General features: G+C 63.0%; 14 protein-coding genes. 6 read left to right on the forward strand and 8 right to left on the reverse strand.

Features of this window, described 5'->3' with window-relative positions; all coding sequences use genetic code 11:
- Positions 1-229 precede the first annotated feature (229 nt).
- The 3 genes from tadA to queE are packed head-to-tail and all read right to left on the reverse strand — an operon-like array spanning position 230 to position 1,823.
- Complete coding sequence (tadA, locus tag AC3RCG_RS16160; protein ID WP_492401236.1) at positions 230-739, reverse strand: tRNA adenosine(34) deaminase TadA; 510 nt, start codon at positions 737-739, stop codon at positions 230-232.
- Positions 732-1,178: a 6-carboxytetrahydropterin synthase QueD gene (gene queD, locus AC3RCG_RS16165; protein ID WP_035819191.1), complete on the reverse strand. Its 447-nt coding sequence runs from the start codon at positions 1,176-1,178 to the stop codon at positions 732-734. Before queD ends, tadA begins: the two co-directional genes overlap by 8 nt.
- Before the next feature lie 9 nt (positions 1,179-1,187).
- The gene (queE, locus tag AC3RCG_RS16170) at positions 1,188-1,823 is read right to left on the reverse strand and encodes a 7-carboxy-7-deazaguanine synthase (RefSeq protein WP_492401235.1); all 636 of its coding nucleotides are present in this window, start codon (positions 1,821-1,823) and stop codon (positions 1,188-1,190) included.
- Positions 1,824-2,113: 290 nt separating this feature from the next.
- On the opposite strand from queE, the gene AC3RCG_RS16175 reads away from it, so the two are divergent.
- From AC3RCG_RS16175 to AC3RCG_RS16195, 5 genes are all read left to right on the forward strand, one after another.
- Positions 2,114-3,013: a sensor histidine kinase gene (locus AC3RCG_RS16175; protein WP_492401233.1), complete on the forward strand. Its 900-nt coding sequence runs from the start codon at positions 2,114-2,116 to the stop codon at positions 3,011-3,013.
- A gap of 90 nt (positions 3,014-3,103) precedes the next feature.
- On the forward strand, positions 3,104-4,090 hold the full coding sequence (locus AC3RCG_RS16180; RefSeq protein ID WP_070218408.1) for a sensor domain-containing diguanylate cyclase: 987 nt from the start codon (positions 3,104-3,106) through the stop codon (positions 4,088-4,090).
- Between the two features lie 150 nt (positions 4,091-4,240).
- Positions 4,241-7,105 (forward strand): M16 family metallopeptidase, encoded by a 2,865-nt coding sequence (locus AC3RCG_RS16185; protein ID WP_492490365.1) that lies wholly within the window; start codon positions 4,241-4,243, stop codon positions 7,103-7,105.
- A 165-nt stretch (positions 7,106-7,270) separates the two neighbouring features.
- Positions 7,271-8,044, forward strand: coding sequence for a hypothetical protein (locus tag AC3RCG_RS16190; protein ID WP_141749887.1), 774 nt, complete (start codon positions 7,271-7,273; stop codon positions 8,042-8,044).
- A gap of 71 nt (positions 8,045-8,115) precedes the next feature.
- Complete coding sequence (locus tag AC3RCG_RS16195) at positions 8,116-8,640, forward strand: hypothetical protein (RefSeq protein ID WP_070310591.1); 525 nt, start codon at positions 8,116-8,118, stop codon at positions 8,638-8,640.
- Between the two features lie 30 nt (positions 8,641-8,670).
- On the opposite strand, the gene AC3RCG_RS16200 is transcribed toward AC3RCG_RS16195, so the two are convergent.
- Positions 8,671-8,925, reverse strand: coding sequence for a nucleotidyltransferase family protein (locus tag AC3RCG_RS16200; RefSeq protein WP_121669572.1), 255 nt, complete (start codon positions 8,923-8,925; stop codon positions 8,671-8,673).
- Positions 8,926-8,945: 20 nt separating this feature from the next.
- On the reverse strand, positions 8,946-9,731 hold the full coding sequence (locus AC3RCG_RS16205; RefSeq protein WP_121671080.1) for a DNA/RNA non-specific endonuclease: 786 nt from the start codon (positions 9,729-9,731) through the stop codon (positions 8,946-8,948).
- 237 nt (positions 9,732-9,968) lie between these two features.
- Between AC3RCG_RS16205 and AC3RCG_RS16210 the strand changes: the two genes are divergently transcribed.
- Positions 9,969-10,496 (forward strand): SRPBCC family protein, encoded by a 528-nt coding sequence (locus AC3RCG_RS16210; RefSeq protein WP_034755971.1) that lies wholly within the window; start codon positions 9,969-9,971, stop codon positions 10,494-10,496.
- 72 nt (positions 10,497-10,568) lie between these two features.
- On the opposite strand, the gene AC3RCG_RS16215 is transcribed toward AC3RCG_RS16210, so the two are convergent.
- Genes AC3RCG_RS16215 through AC3RCG_RS16225 form a run of 3 tightly spaced genes read right to left on the reverse strand, consistent with a single transcriptional unit; the run spans position 10,569 to position 14,017 of the window.
- Positions 10,569-11,582 (reverse strand): response regulator, encoded by a 1,014-nt coding sequence (locus AC3RCG_RS16215; RefSeq protein WP_070218412.1) that lies wholly within the window; start codon positions 11,580-11,582, stop codon positions 10,569-10,571.
- On the reverse strand, positions 11,575-12,672 hold the full coding sequence (locus AC3RCG_RS16220) for a hybrid sensor histidine kinase/response regulator (RefSeq protein ID WP_492401229.1): 1,098 nt from the start codon (positions 12,670-12,672) through the stop codon (positions 11,575-11,577). Before AC3RCG_RS16220 ends, AC3RCG_RS16215 begins: the two co-directional genes overlap by 8 nt.
- Position 12,673: 1 nt before the next feature.
- Complete coding sequence (locus AC3RCG_RS16225; protein WP_070310594.1) at positions 12,674-14,017, reverse strand: sensor histidine kinase; 1,344 nt, start codon at positions 14,015-14,017, stop codon at positions 12,674-12,676.

Here is a 14,017-nt window from a genome sequence, read left to right on the forward strand (position 1 = left end):
TAAGAGTGGAGGCTGGCTCTTGAACCCGGATCGATAACGAAAGTGTTAACGATGCATAAGGAAAGTTTGCTGGCGAAAACAATACTGTAACACGAATCATTCTCATTTGAGAATGGCAATTGGTCTAGACAGATGTTATTTCGCAACAATTATAAAAATGCCAGCCGGATGGCTGGCAAGGGGTGGCTGGCATTCTGGCAAAGCCATGGCGGCCCTGCCCTGCCCGGCGTCAGGTAGCCGGACTGGCCAGCTTGCGCGCTTCCGCCTGCGCACGGCGGCGCTCGGCAAAGAAACGCTTGAGAAAAGCGCCGCACTCGTCGGCCAGCACCCCGCCAACGATCGCCGTCTGGTGGTTCAGCGCGGGCTGCTCGAACAGATTCAGCACGGAGCCGCAGGCGCCCGTCTTCGGGTCGCCCGCACCGTACACCACGCGCGCCAGCCGTGCATGCAGCATGGCGCCCGAACACATCACGCACGGCTCCAGGGTCACGTACAGCTCGCAGCCGGGCAGCCGGTAGTTGCCCAGCTTTTCGGCGGCGGCGCGCAAGGCCATCACTTCCGCGTGCGCCGTGGGGTCGTGGCGGCCGATGGGCTGGTTGTAGCCGACGGCGATGACTTCCCCGTCCTTGACGACGACGGCGCCGACGGGCACTTCACCCAGGTCCCACGCGTGCTGGGCCTGCTCCAGGGCCAGCTGCATGTAGCGCGCGTCCTGCGCGCCAGCGTGCGTTTCAGTCATCGGTCACTTCTGCCCAGCAATTTGGCGTTTCATGCAGCACCAGTTTATGCAGGTGCAAGCCCGTGCCGAAATGGTCGGTAAAGGCCGCTTTCAGGATCTCGAAGGCGATGCGCGCCAGGTTTTCCACGGTGGGGATGCGGTCGATGACGACGGTTTTATGGTCGGGCAGGCTGGCCAGGAAGTCGCGCACGGCCGTGTCTTTCTCGTAGACGAGGAAGGCATGGTCCCAGACGTCGACCAGGTGCTGCTTGGCCAGGGTTTTCACATCGGAAAAATCCATGATCATGCCATTGTCGGAATTGCCTTCCGCTTCGATGACCTTGCCGACCAGCGTGATTTCCACCGTGTAGCGGTGCCCGTGCAGGTTGCGGCACTGGCTTTTGTGGTCGGGAATGCGGTGGCCCGCGTCGAATTCGAGCTTGCGTGTGATAGTCAGCATATTGTTTTATTAAGGTATTTGCAGAAGTTTATGGGTTTGCAGGCTCAGCTTCCACTTCGGGTTGCTTTTGCACGTCTCGATGGCCAGCTTCATGTTGTGCGCGGCCAGGGGGCCATCCATCGCCTGCACGAAGAAGTTCTCAAAGTCGAGCCCTTCGTAGGCGGCCAGGTCTTGCTGGAACTGGGGGATGACGACCTTGATCTCGTTGCCCTTGTGGACGACCAGTGTCGAACCCATCTTCGGGCTGACGCAGATCCAGTCCACGCCGGCCGGCACGGGCAAGGTGCCGTTGGTTTCGATGGCGATGGCAAAGCCCACCGCGTGCATGGCGTCGATCAGGGCCGTGTCCAGCTGCAGCAGCGGTTCGCCGCCCGTAAACACCACGTATTTGCTCGGCGCGTAGCTGGCCGGCCACAGGCTGTCGATCAGCGCGGCCAGCTCCTCGGGCGTCTTGAACTTGCCGCCCAGTTCGCCATCGGTGCCGACGAAATCCGTGTCGCAGAACTGGCACACGGCCGTGGCGCGGTCGCTTTCGCGGCCCGTCCACAGGTTGCAGCCGGAAAAGCGGCAAAACACGGCCGGACGGCCCGCGTGCGCACCTTCGCCCTGCAGGGTGTAAAAAATCTCTTTGATGCTATAAGTCACTGTATTTCCTAAGAGCTGGCCGGCACATCGCGCATGGATGCGGGCGCGCCCGGCGCAAAACACCTGGCCGGGGGCGTGAAGCCGATTGACAACCCTCTATTATATGCCGCCGCGACACTTCCCGTGCAAATGCCGTGCCTGCCGTCTGGCGCCGCGGCATCCGGCAGCAAGAAAGCCACAGCGGCCGGTAAAACTGCGCAGCTTTTGCGTTTAGACAATATAAATAACCCAAGGTTAATATATTTTCTGTAAGAACATTGCCTGCTGGAAAACATTTAGGGAGCGAGAAAATGATGCAACGCTGGCTACGCCCGCCGTGTCGCCTGAGCATTCTGGCTTGCCTGGCGGCCGGCGCACTCGCTTCTCTGCACGCCGGTTACGCCGCCGGCCCGATACTGCAGACCGGCACGCCCTTGCGCCTGATGCTGGCCTGCGCCATCCTGTGCGGTGCGCTGGCGCTGATGCTGTGGCGCCAGCACCGCCTGGCGCTGCGCCAGCGGGCGCTGGAACAGCTGCGTGCGGACGCCGAGCAGGAGCGCCTGGCCAGCGGGCAGCAGCGGGCGCGCGAACAGGAGCGCCAGCGCATCGGGCGCGACATCCACGACGACCTGGGCCAGCATCTGCTGACCTTGAAGATCGACCTGTCCATGCTGCAGACCAGCACGCATGGCGCGGCGCCCCAGCTGGCGCAGCAATTGGCCGTGATCGTGCGCAATGTCGACCTCAGCATCGCTGCACTGCGCTGCGTCATCCATGACTTGCGCCCGCCCGCCCTCGACGCCGGGCTGCAAGCAGCATGCGAAGAGCTGTTGGCCGACTTCCGGCGCACCACGGGCATTGATTGCCGTTTCGATTACCGGCTCGACGCCGCCGCCGGCCGCGCGCATGGCGTCTTGCTGTACCACGTGGTGCAGGAAGCGCTGGCCAATATCGCCCGCCACGCGCGCGCCACGCATGTCCAGCTGTGCCTGCAGCAAGCGGGCGCCACCGTGACGTGCCGCATCCGCGACGACGGCATCGGGCTGTCGGGTTCGCCGCCGCGCCTCGGTTGCGGCCTGTCCGGCATGCATGAGCGCGTGGCGGCCGCCGGCGGCAGCCTGCACATCGCCAGCCGCAGCGGCGCCGGCACCACCTTGCGCTTGTCGCTGCCGCTGCCGGTCCGCCATGACGAGGCGATGGCCCATCGCTGAAAATATTGCTCAATATCAACACCTTCGGCCCGCCACGCTGCATCATGGCCAACGAACCAGCCCCCACTCACGCCCAAGAAGGATGCTTTCATGCCGGATAGCCACGCACATGCCAGCGTATCGCCGTATGGTGAAGCCCAGGGTTTCGCCGTCAAGATGATGGAATTACTGGTCGTGCCCACCTTCGTACTCGATGTGCATGGCAGGGTGATGATCTGGAACCGCGCCTGCGAGCAGCTGACGGGCGTGCCAGCGTCCGAAGTGCTGGGCGCGCGCGAGCCGGGCCGCTGCTTTTACAACGACGAGCGCCCCACCCTGGCCGACCTGCTGCTGTCCGGGCGCGGCGGCGACATGCGCGCCCTGCATGCCCAGCAGCAATATCGCAGCGGCACGGGCAGCAACCTGTGCGCGGAAAACTGGTGCGACATGCCGCGCACGGGGCGGCGGCGCTACCTGGCCGTCGATGCCAGTCCCATCCATGGCAATCACGGTGAACTGATCGCCGTGGTCGAAACCCTGCGCGACATGACCGATGAAAAACGCGCGCAGGTGGAACTGGAACGCCTGGCCACGCGCGATGGCTTGACGGGGCTGGCCAACCGGCGTTGCTTTGACGACACCATCCTGGCCGAGTGGCAGCGCGCGCAGCGGCAGGAGCAGCCCCTGTCGCTGCTGATGGTCGACGTCGACAATTTCAAGGAATATAACGACAGCCACGGCCACCAGGGCGGCGACCTGTGCCTGCGCAAGGTGGCCGGCGCCGTGGCCAGCGAAATGCGCACGAACGACCTGGTGGCCCGCTACGGCGGCGAAGAATTTGCCGTCATCCTGCCGAACCAGTCGCTCAAGGGTGCGGCCATCGTGGCCGAACGCATCCGCCAGCGCGTGGAACGACTGCAGCTGCCGCGCAAGCGTCCCGACGGCGCCTGCGTCACCGTCAGCATCGGCGCCGCCACGGCCCTGCCCGGCCCCGGCACGGAACTGGGGCAGCTGATCCACACGGCCGACTGCGCCCTGTACCGCGCCAAGCACCTGGGCCGCAACCGCATCAGCCTGCCGGAAACGACGCTGACCTGAGCACCGGTCCCTGCGGCACGCCTTGCCTGCCCTGACGCCCCCCTTCATGCCAAAACGCCTTGCCCCTATGCACGGCGGCATGAATATTCTATGCTGCGGCGTTGCACTTTCATAACATCCAAAAAAGAAGGAGCCCCCGTGTCAAGAATCATGCCCGCTTTATTACCCGCTTTCGCCCTGGCCCTGTCGGCCATGGCCGCGTCGAACCTGGGCGCCGCGCCCGTCAAGCCGGCCGCCGCCCACAGCGCTGCCGCCGCCAAGGCCGATCTGCTGCCATTCAAGGCCACGGAAAAAACCCTGGCCAACGGTTTGAAAATCATCATCGTGCCGACGGGCTTCCCGAACCTGGTCTCGCTGCAGATTCCCGTACAGACGGGTTCGCGCAATGAAGTCGAACCGGGCAAGTCCGGCTTCGCGCATTTCTTCGAGCACATGATGTTCCGCGGCACCAAGGCCTATCCGCCCGAGAAATACCAGGAAGTCATTACCCGCGCCGGCGCGCGCCAGAACGCCTACACGAGCGACGACCTGACCAATTACCACACGACGTTTGCCAAGCAAGACCTGGAAACCGTGCTGAAGGTGGAGGCGGACCGCTTCCAGCACCTCGACTATGCGGAAGACGCGTTCAAGACGGAATCGCGGGCCGTGCTGGGCGAATACAACAAGAACAGCGCCAATCCCGTCTCGAAACTGTTCGAAGTGATGCGCGACAGCGCCTACACGACGCATACCTACAAGCATACGACGATGGGTTTTATCCAGGACATCGAAGACATGCCGAACCAGTATGCGTATTCGAAACTGTTCTTCGACCGCTGGTACCGTCCCGAGCGCACCACCATCATCATCGCCGGCGACGTGGAGCCGCAGCAGGCCTTCGCGCTGGTGGAAAAGTACTGGAGCGGCTGGCAGCGCGGCAAGCAGCAGGCGGCCGTGCCCGTCGAACCCGCACCGCGCGGCCCCGTCTACAAGCACGTGGCCTGGCCCACGCCGACCCTGCCGTGGGTAGCCGTGGGCTTCCACGCGCCCGCGTTTTCCGTCAAGGACAAGGACCAGGCCGCGCTGGCGACCTTGCTGTCGCTGTCGTTCGGCCGCACCTCGCCGCTGTATAAACGCCTGGTGCAGAACGAACAGAAGGTCGACCAGTTGTTCGAGATGACGCCGGACCGCGTCGATCCGACCCTGGCCGTGCTGGGCGCGCGCGTGAAAAACATCGATGACGCCGTCTACGTGCGCGACGCGATATTGGCCACCGTGGCGCAGCTGCGCGACACGCCGGTGAGCGAAAAAGACCTGGCGGACGCCAAGTCGGCCGAAAAATACGGCTTGATCCGCTCGCTCGACAACACGGAGCAGATCGCCGGCACCCTGGCCTCGTTCGTGCATTTCGACCGCTCGTATGCCACCATCAACCAGTACTACCGCCTGATCGACACGCTCACGCCGGCCGACCTGCAGGCGGCCGCGCGCAAATACCTGACGGATGACGGCCTGGTGGTGACCACCCTGTCGCACCAGCCGATGGCGGCCGCCATCGCCACCACGCCAAAGCTGGCCAGCCTGCTGCCGGCCGCGTCAAATGCCAAATTCGACGTGCTGGTGCAAAAGTCCGCGCTGCCGCAGATCCGCTACAAGCTGCTGTTTACGGCCGGTTCCGCGCAAGACCCGCAGGGCAAGGAAGGCCTGGCCGCGCTGACGGCCGCCATGGTGGCGTCGGGCGGCTCGTCCGAGCGCAAGATCGACGAAGTCAACCAGGCACTGTTCCCGCTCGCCGGCAGTTTCAGCCAGCAGACGGACAAGGAAATGACGACGTTTACGGGTTCCATCCACAAGGATAACTGGACCCAGTTCAACGCCATCGCCCTGCCCCTGCTGCTCTCGCCCGGTTTCCGCGAAGACGACTTCCGCCGCCTGAAGGATGCGCAAAAGAATGCGCTGCTGCTGGACCTGAAGGACAACAACGAAGAGGAATTCGCCAAGGAACGCCTGCAAACCAATGTGTATGCGGGCACGCCGTATGGCCACCCCGTGCTGGGCACGGTCGCCGGCATTGACGCCATCACCCTGGACGACGTGAAACAGTTCTGGAAAAGCGCGTACGCGCAAGGCGCCGTCAAGGTGGGCCTTTCCGGCGACGTGTCCGACGCCATGACGGCCTCGCTGACGCAGGCGCTGGGCAAGCTGCCGGCCGGCCCCGGCTTGCCGGCCACCGTCAAACCCGCAGGCCGCAAGGTAAACGGCCTGGAAGTGGAAATCATCGAGAAAAACACGCGCGCCACGGCCATCTCGTTCGGCCTGCCTTTGGAGGTGACGCGCACGCACCCGGACTTCCCCGCCCTGTGGCTGGCGAAGACGTGGCTGGGCGAGCACCGCGCCTCGAATTCCTATCTGTACCAGCGCATCCGTGAGCTCCGCGGCATGAACTACGGCGATTACGCGTACATCGAAGCTTTCCCGCGCGGCATGTATCAGTTCTTCCCGAATCCGAACCTGGGCCGCAAGGCGCAGCTGTTCGAAATCTGGATCCGCCCCGTGGCGCCGGACAACGCGCACTTCGCCCTGCGCGTGGCGCTGACGGAATTGGGCAAGCTCATCGACAACGGCCTGACGCAGGACGATTTCGCCACCACGCGCGATTACCTGATGAAGAACGTCTTCGTCATGACGTCGACGCAAGACCAGCAGCTCGGTTACGCGCTCGATTCGCAATGGTATGGCACGCCCGAGTTCACCAAGCTGATGCGTGACGGCTTGTCGAAACTGACGGTACAAGACGTCAACCGCGCCATCAAACAGCATCTGTCGGCGAAGAACCTGTCCGTGGTGATCGTTGCCAAGGATGCGGCCGGCCTGAAGGAAAAGCTCGTCAGCGACGCGTTTTCTCCCATCAAGTATGACGGCAACAAGCCGCAGGTCCTGCTCGATGAAGACAAGGTCATCGGCGCGATGCAGCTGAACATCAAGCCGGAGGCCGTCACCGTGACGCCGGCGGCGCAGGCGTTTGCGAAGTAAGCCGGCGCAGCATCAACCCCATCCGATGCAGACCGTCGGATGGGATGTCGTTCCGCACGGGCGCCTGCCGCTCACTTTGCCGTAGCAAATTCATAGCACATATATATATTCCTCATGACATCCGAAGTAGTAGATTCCCCACGAGCAGAAACGCTCCCGCCGACCATGCCCGACAGCAGCCAGGCGAGACGCCCGCGTCCTGCAGCCGTCACGGTGACTGCCTATCTGTTACTCATGAACGCGGGCGGCGCGGTCATTTATTTCCTGCTGTTCGGCCGCCACACGGCGTCCGGTGCGCTGCAGTTACTTGAAGCATCTGGCTATGCCGACTTTTTCATTGCGATTGGCCTGCTCCGCGCGCAGCGGTGGGCGCGCATGGCCTACGTCATTGCGGGCATGATCGGCATAGGGGTGATGATCGCCATCGAATCGCCGGCACAGGGCAGCCTCGCCATGCGACTGCTGTTCGCCGTACCGGCATTCGCGACCTTCCTCTACCTGCTGTACCGTGAGGATGCCCGGCTCTACTTTGCATCAGCGAAACTGCCCCGCCCCAGCCCTGGCGGCCGGCGGCGCATCGGCGCCTACCTCTACATCATCGCTGCCGTCTATGCTTACTGGTGCCTCAATGCGATTGTACTGGGCATTACAGAGATCTATCCGGCAAGCCTGCATCGCGACAAGCTGATCTTTATTGCCTTGCCGGTCATTTTGATCGCGGAGTGGGTGGGCAACACACCGGGACGCCTGGCCAGGGCCAGCATCCTGTCCATCGCATTCGCCCTGTACCTGGCGCAGATGTTTTTCTATAAATATATCTCACCGTACGCCGTTCAAATTGGGCCATCGCTGTGGCAACTGCGGAACTGGGCCATCGGCATGAGCTGCATCGCAATTGCCCTGCATTATCTGCAGTGGTCACGGGGTGCGCGGAAATGATGATCAGCGCTGACGCTGCACAAGCGATGATATTGCAGTTCTGCGAAGGCGACACGCAGTCGCCGCACTAGATGAAGCACGCGATCCAGTGTTGCGTCCTGTCCGAACGCGGCGACTACTGGATCATCCGTGCCAATTCAGAGGCATATGTGGTACATGGCCGCAGCGAGTATTGCTACGTCGGCGTCAATGCATTCTTGCTTGACGTCCTGTCAGGCAAGATCGTGACCGTTGTGAGCGGAAACCGTGTCAGTCACTACCTGCAGGATAAATATGACGTCCGCGACGCGGCCGGCCAAGCTTACGTGCTCGAACCTGCCTTTGAGCGATCAGACAAAGCAGCAGTCGTCCGCCTGCGGCAAACCCTAGCTTGTCGCTTGCCCCACGCCCTGGCGCTGCTGTCGCCTGAACATCGCAGCTGGCTGACGGGCCAGCGTCGCGTGATGCAGTGGGCGCAACGCGAGCTCATGGCAAATGGCGTGGCAACCGAAGTTATGCTGCGCCCGGGGTCGGGCGGCGCATTGCATATTCCAGAGCAAATCTGGCATTGGGATTTGCTGCTGGCCGAACTCAAGCGGCTTCCGGGCCTGGTCTGACGATACTAAAGCGGCCCGGCCATGGCCAACTCACTCGAAGGGATTGGCCACCGACGTCACCTCGGGCGGCGGCAGCTGGTCCGGCAGTTCCCGCTTTTCCAGCTGCGCCACCACGTCGGCCAGCAGCTTTTGCAGCTGCTTCGCCAGCGCCAGGCCCGGCTTGTCCAGGGTCAGGTCGATGTCGCCGCTGATGCTGATGCGGTCGACGCGGTTTTCGATGGTCAGACTGCCGATTTCCAGCACATCGCTTTCATTGGCATACGGGACGAATTTCTTTGCGCACATGGCATTTCCTCTCAAGGCGATTATTTTTTGGACTTGCTATTGATCTTCGGCAAACTCAGCATGCGCAGTTTCTGCTGGCGCGTCAGCGACGGTAACAGATCGATGCCTATCCTGTCTTCCAGTTGCGCAATGCTCAGCACTTCATACGTCTTCGTGTCGACGTTTTCAATGAAGTAGGCGGCGCCGGCGCGCTGGCGCGGGCTGTACACGGCCTTGTACAGATGACTGGGCACAATGACTCTTCCCACCTTGCGCAGGTTGCCGCCGATAAAAGCCGGCCCCGTGATCACGTACAGGTCGCCCTCTTTCTTCGCCATCTTGCGCACGGCGCCCTCGATGCCGGCCCACACATAGCGGTTGTTGCGCGCGTCTTGCGGCACCATGTTAGCCAAGGTAAAGCTGTCGCGCTGGCTCTGGCGGTCCGGCATGTCGCCGTTGGGCGCCATGTGACCACGGTCGAAGCCGCTGCGCGCGTAGTCGGCCAATTCGGCGCGCTGGGCGGCGGGCAGCTTGCGTTCAGCGTGAAAGGAGTTTTCGCGCGATAAATCCTGCGCCGCTTCCAGATTGTTGGCCGTCAAGTGCTCGGCCGACCACAGCGGCGTGCGCGTGATACCCGAGTGCATGACGCCAAACACGTTGTAGCACAGCTCTTTGGTTGCCACGTCCAGCTTGGGGTTGGTGATTTCCGGCTTGCGGCCGTCGACGTAGTGGGCGGGACAGGCATCGGCATGCGCCAGGTTCGCGGCAAAGGCGGAAGCCAGCACGCCGCACGCCAGGGTCAGCCTGGCGATCGTTCCTTGAATCATATTTCCCTTTGAAATCTTTGCAGGCCAGCATTCTAGCGGACGGCGGCCCTCGCCACAAACCGGCACCAGCCTGGCGTGCGCGCCTGTGCGGGGCGGCAAATTGGCGTGCAGGCGGGCGGGCAAGCGGCCCTGCGCAAAGCCGGCGCAAATAAAGGCCAACAGGCCGCGCACGGCCATTCATATCTGCTAAGATTGCCTTGATTCGTTCGCATCGACCATTCAAGATTTGGAGAGCATATGATCAAAAAAACCCTGCTGCTGATCGTTGTCGTCGTCGCCGCCATCCTCGGCTATGCCACCACCAAGCCCGACACCTTCAGTGTCCAGCGCGAAATCACCATCAAGGCCCCGCCCGAGAAAATCGCCGCCCTGATCACGGACTTCCATTACTGGGCCGCCTGGTCGCCGTGGGAAAAGCTCGATCCGGCCATGCGCCGCACGTTTACGGGCCCGGCCAATGGCCTGGGCGCGCAGTATGCATGGCAAGGCAATGACAAGGTGGGCGCCGGCCGCATGGAAATCACGGAGGCGGCCCAGCCCGAACGCACCGTCATCAAGCTGGACTTCCTCAAGCCGTTTGAAAGCCACAACACCACCACCTTTACCATGACTCCCGAGGGCGACGGCACCAAGGTGAACTGGACCATGACCGGCCCCAGCCCTTACGTCAGCAAGGTCATGACCGTCTTCGTCAGCATGGACAGGATGATCGGCAAGGATTTTGAAAAAGGCTTGAACAACCTGAAGGCGGCTGCGGAACGCTAAGTCTGCTCGCAGCACATGGCAACAGGGCCCGCGCGGCCCTGTTTTATTTGGCGCTCCCCCTTGCGGGCCCCGTCAGAATTGCTCGATCCAGGCCGCCAGGTGATCCGGCGTGAGCGCCGGTTCAGCCTGCACTACCTTGCCCTGCAAGCCCAGCTCCGTCTTGCTGAGCTGCAATGACCAGCCGCGCCGTGCCAGCCACAACAAGCTGGCCAGCCAGAACGAGTGGATGGCCGAGACGGGCGCCGTGGTCGGCGTTTCCAGGAATTCCGTCAGCAGCCGGCCATCGAGGAACAGCGCCGTGCCGCCCTGGTTTTGCAGCGCCGCGCCAAACACGGGCAGCAGCATGTCGATCGCCTGCTCCACGCCGCGCCCCGGATGCTCGCGCTCGAGCGTGTCGAGCTGCTGGCGCACGGCGGCAGCAAAGGCCGTGCCGCGGAAGGCTTCCGAACTGACCAGGTCGGCATAATCCATCAGCAACCAGTCCGGCTCGGGCGGCGTGACGCCGGCCGTCAGGGCCGCCGACAGATACGCTTCCACAGGCAGCTGCTGTTCCGGACCGGCCAGGCTGGCGCACAAGGCGTACAGGGTGCCGATGCGGTTTGCGACGGCTTGCCGCTGGCGCACCATCAGCTTTTCGCGCAGCAACTGGGCGTGTTCATTGCGCAAGCGCGCCAGTTCCAGCGCCTGCTTGAGTTCCATGCGCAACGCCGCGATATCCCACGGCTTCTGGATGTAGCGGTGGATCTGCCCCTGGTTGACGGCTTCCACCGTGTGCTCGAGCTCGGAATACGCGGTGGTGAGTATGCGCACGATGTGCGGATGGCGATCCCAGCAATACGACAGCAGCTCGTTGCCGTAGGCGCCAGGCATGCGCTGGTCGGACACCAGCACGGCGATGCGGTCGGCCTGCTCGTCGAGTATGCGCTTGCCTTCCTCGACCGAAGTGGCCGTCAGCACGTCGGCCAGCGGCGCGATGGCGCGCTGGAAGTATTTGAGGGCGTTGGCCTCATCATCGACATAGAGTATCGTCGGCAAGCCTTGCGCCGGCTCACGCTGAGCCGGTAAACGCAGATTGGCGTCAATCATGCTCGTTCCTTATATGTACTGGAAAATTCAGGGTTACCGTGGTGGAAGTGTCAAATTCGGTGGCGATATCGAGGTTGCCGCCAAATGACTGCATCATGCGGTGGCAAAACACCATGCCCCAGCCCTTGCCTTCGCCGCCACCGGCACTGACGGGGTCGCTCAACAGCTGTGTGACGATCTCGGGGGCGATGCCGGCGCCATTGTCGCGCACCGTGATGCGGCCCGCATCGATGCGGATGCCGATCGCAGGATGGGCTTGCTCGCCGGCCGAACGCAAGGCATTCGCCAGCACCGACGATAAAATCAGCGCGACGCAATTGGGCGACTCGGCAATGGAGAAATCGTCGCCCACTTCCACCGTAATGGCGGCGCGCTGGTCCGTGCTCAAGGGATAGCTGTCGAGCAAGGCATCCAGCAGCTGGCGCGCGCTGCCGGCGCGGCGTCCGCCCTGCATGCCGGGCCCGGCGCTGGCCAGGCGCACCGTGTCGACAAAGCTGGCCAGCACCGACAAACAATAGCGCGCATTGTCGTGCATCAAGGCGGCCGCTTCGCCGATCTCGGCCTGCGGTGCGGCGTCCGCCTGCGCGCGGCGCGCAATGCCGCGCGCAAAATTGGCGATGGCCGCCAGCGGCGTGTTCAATTCATGCGCGAGAAAGGCCAGCGATTCCTCCATCGCCACCAGGCCCTGGCGGCGGGCGGCCCGCTCGCGGCCCGTCTGCACGGCCAGCTGCAGCGCCGCTTGCATGGCGGCCAGGTCGAGCGGTTTTTCCAGCAAACGGAACAAGGTGCCGCCGTTGATCAGCTCGAGCAGCACATCCTTGTCCGCATACGCGGTGACGAGCATGCAGACGATGTGCGGATAGCGCTGCGCCACTTCCTGCAGCAATTCGCTGCCCAGGCGGTCCGGCATGCGGTAATCGGTGACGAGCACGTCGATCTGGCCGGCCTCGTCTTCCAGCAAGGCCAGCGCAGCATCGACGCTCTGCGCCGTCAGCACGCGGTAGCGCTGGCCGACGGCGCGCTCGAAATACTTGCAGGCGAGCGCTTCGTCGTCCACGTACAGCACGCTGGCGCGGCTATCGTTATCCATGCTAGCGGCCCTCCCAATCGGAGCGCTGCAAGTCGAAATTCATGCTGGCCCATTCGCCGAGCACGCTTTCGGCGGAGAGGGTGCCGCCGTGGCGCTCGATCACGCCATAGCTGATGCTCAGGCCCAGGCCCAGGCCCTGCCCCACTTCGCGCGTGGTGAAGAACGGTTCGAACACGCGCGCCAGGTTTTCCGGGGCGATGCCGGGGCCGTTGTCGCGCACGCTGATGCGCAGGCGGTTGTCATCCCAGTGGGCCGTGATGCGGATCTCGAACGGCGGCGCATTGCCCTTGCGCATGGACAGTACGGCATTGCCCAGCAAATTGATCAGCACGCCCACGATGGCCGCCTCGTCGCCGCGCACCAGGGTGTCGACCGGCAAGTCGTGGCTGATGCTGACATTCTTCGTTTCGTGACCCACGAGGCGGATGGCGGCCTCGAGCGCGCTGCGGAACTGGAAGTGGCCCGTTTCCAGCTGGTTGCCGCTCTTGCGGTAGGCAAAGGTTTTCAAATCGGACACGATGTGCTGCACGCGCAGCATGCCCTGCTTCGCGTCGGCCAGGCATTCGCTGACCAGCGCGCTTTGCTTGGCGGCCGGGTCTTCGATGGCCACCTCGATGGCCATCATGCAGAAATTCACGGGGTTGTTTACCTCGTGCAGCATGCCGGCGGCCAGCGTGCCGATGGCGGCCATCTTCTCTTGCTGCAGCATCTGTCCCTTGATATCGGCCAGGCTTTTATTCGTTTCTTCCAGCTGCGTGTTCTTTTGCGCCACCTCCGCCTTCAGCTGGAACAGCATGAAGCGGGCGCGTTCGTTAAAATAGGTAAATACGGCGCTGATGCTGGCCGACATGATGAGGAATAAACAGTTGACGACAAACGTGCTCGGCAAGTCGAAACCGCCGGCATGCCAGGCGCACGCAGCCACGTACAGCAGGCAGGAAATCGCGCCAAAGACCATATTTTGCCACAGGCCGAAGGCCAGCACGATGCCCGATGAATAGATGGCCAGGGTCATGCCCACGTAATAGATCGAGGTGGCGCCTTCCGTGACGGCGATCATCCAGGCGATCATGATTTGCGGCAGGATCAGCCAGACAAAGGTCAGTCCCTGGATGCGGTCTTGCGCCCAGCGCGTGCGCATGGCCAGCACGACGCAAAAGATCAGCACGGACACGACGATGCGCGCGCTGGTGAAAGCCGACTGCTTGTCCGGATACAGGGCTGAATCGAGGCCCATGCCCAGCAGGATCAGCACGATGCCCGTGTAGGCCCCGCCGCGGCTGAATTCCAGGCGGAAGTCGCGCAAAACGGCCGTGTAGCCGGCGTGCAGGCCTGGGGTATCCAT

The sequence above is a fragment of the Janthinobacterium sp. GW823-FHT01H08 genome (assembly GCF_058797855.1).